The organism is Membranihabitans maritimus (genome assembly GCF_021729145.1).
Lineage (GTDB): Bacteria > Bacteroidota > Bacteroidia > Chitinophagales > Saprospiraceae > Membranihabitans > Membranihabitans maritimus.
On record NZ_JAJSLW010000052.1, the window covers coordinates 1 to 1,668 of the forward strand.

At 45.7% G+C, this 1,668-nt stretch carries 1 protein-coding gene; it reads left to right on the forward strand.

Annotated elements, in window-relative coordinates:
- Nucleotides 1-118: 118 nt before the first annotated feature.
- Nucleotides 119-1,477 (forward strand): transposase, encoded by a 1,359-nt coding sequence (locus LVD47_RS23255; RefSeq protein WP_236981112.1) that lies wholly within the window; start codon nucleotides 119-121, stop codon nucleotides 1,475-1,477.
- Nucleotides 1,478-1,668 lie beyond the last annotated feature (191 nt).

Consider the following 1,668-nt stretch of genomic DNA (forward strand, 5'->3'; position numbering starts at 1 on the left):
GGGATATTCAGAAGTAACTCAAATACTTGGTTATCAGGATATTAATTTGTATTTTAGATAAAATAAAACCCCGAAAATGAGTCTCTAGCTCAAAAAGCGGGGTTGTTATCTATAAAGTATGGGTAAAATACAAAGAATATCGGAATTCCAGTATAGCTTTTCCTTTTCTTCACAACAAGAACAATTTACTATTTTTCTTCGGCGATTTCTCGAATCGGACCTGGGCAAAATCTATCGGGGTGTTCCTTGGGAAGCTATGGTTGATGCATTCGATCTGAAGGAGTCTGGCAAAGGACCCCGGGCGATCTTTTCACCACAGGGTAAGATTGCCCTCATGTTTCTAAAGCACTATATGAGCTGTTCGGACCGCAAGTTGTTGGAGCTGCTAAATGGGAACCTGGACTTCCAGTTCTTCTGTGGTATCTACTTAGGCACCGATCGACTTACCAACTATAAGCTAATAAGCGAAATCCGCTGTGAACTTGCGGGTAAACTGGACATAGAGCGGGTGCAAAAGGAACTTTTCGCACACTGGTCTGCGCATATGGAAGGAAAGAACAGCATTGTCATGGACGCTACCTGTTATGAGAGTCATATTCGTCATTCTACGGATGTAAAACTTCTGTGGGAATGTACCCAATGGCTACACTCGCTTTTAAAGGGGGTATGTCGAGACCAAGGCATAGCTATGCCGCGTAGCAAGTACCTGAAATGGAAGCGACGATATGGTTCCTATAGTAAGATGAAGCGCAAGAACAGGAAGAAACGGCGTGCATTGACCAGAGCATTGTTGCTTTTGACGGAAAAGTTTCTTTCGGAACTGGAACGTCTGGAGAAGACTTTTGCTCTGAGAATTACAGCTCTACAGTACGTCAGGTGGTCTGTGGCCCGAAAAGTACATGTCCAGCAGCATGCACTGTTCCACGCTGGGGAAAAACCCCGGGATCGAATCGTAAGCCTTGACAGGCCGTATATCAGGCCCATAGTAAGGGGGAAGGAGACCAAATCGGTAGAGTTTGGAGCCAAGGTACACAAGTTCCAGATTGACGGTATAGGCTTTATCGAACACCTGTCCTTTGATGCCTTCCACGAAGGCAATCGGTTCAAGACCACCGTCTTTAAAGCCCAGGGACTGACCCGAACGAAAGTGAAAGTGGCTGGTGCCGATGCCCTATATGCGACCAATGCCAACCGCCGGTTCGCTACCAAACACGGAATCCGGACCGACTTCAAGAGAAAAGGCAGAGCCGGAAAGCATGAAAAGCACAGAAAGAAAATGGCCGGGGCCATCACCACTGAAAGGGCAAGCCGCTTGGAAGGAAGCTTCGGAAATGATAAGGAACACTATGGCCTCAAAAGGATCAAGGCCCGAACAAAGGCCACCGAAATTCTCTGGATTTTCTTTGGTATCCACACGGCTAATGCCTTACAGATCGGTAGGCGAATGTCCACCGAAAAGTCTCTAAGGGCGGCTTGAAAATGTTCCCTTCCACAATTGCGCGGGATACCTGTGCCTGCCTAGCAAAAAAATGACCCCAATTCAAACAAAATTTCATCTCTATCGTCTCCCTTAATCAATGTTTGTGAAATGGGTGTATTTAATGAATGGCCAAAGAAAACTTCTTCAATTATCTAACCCATTAGTACCTTACTACTGAATATCCCTAA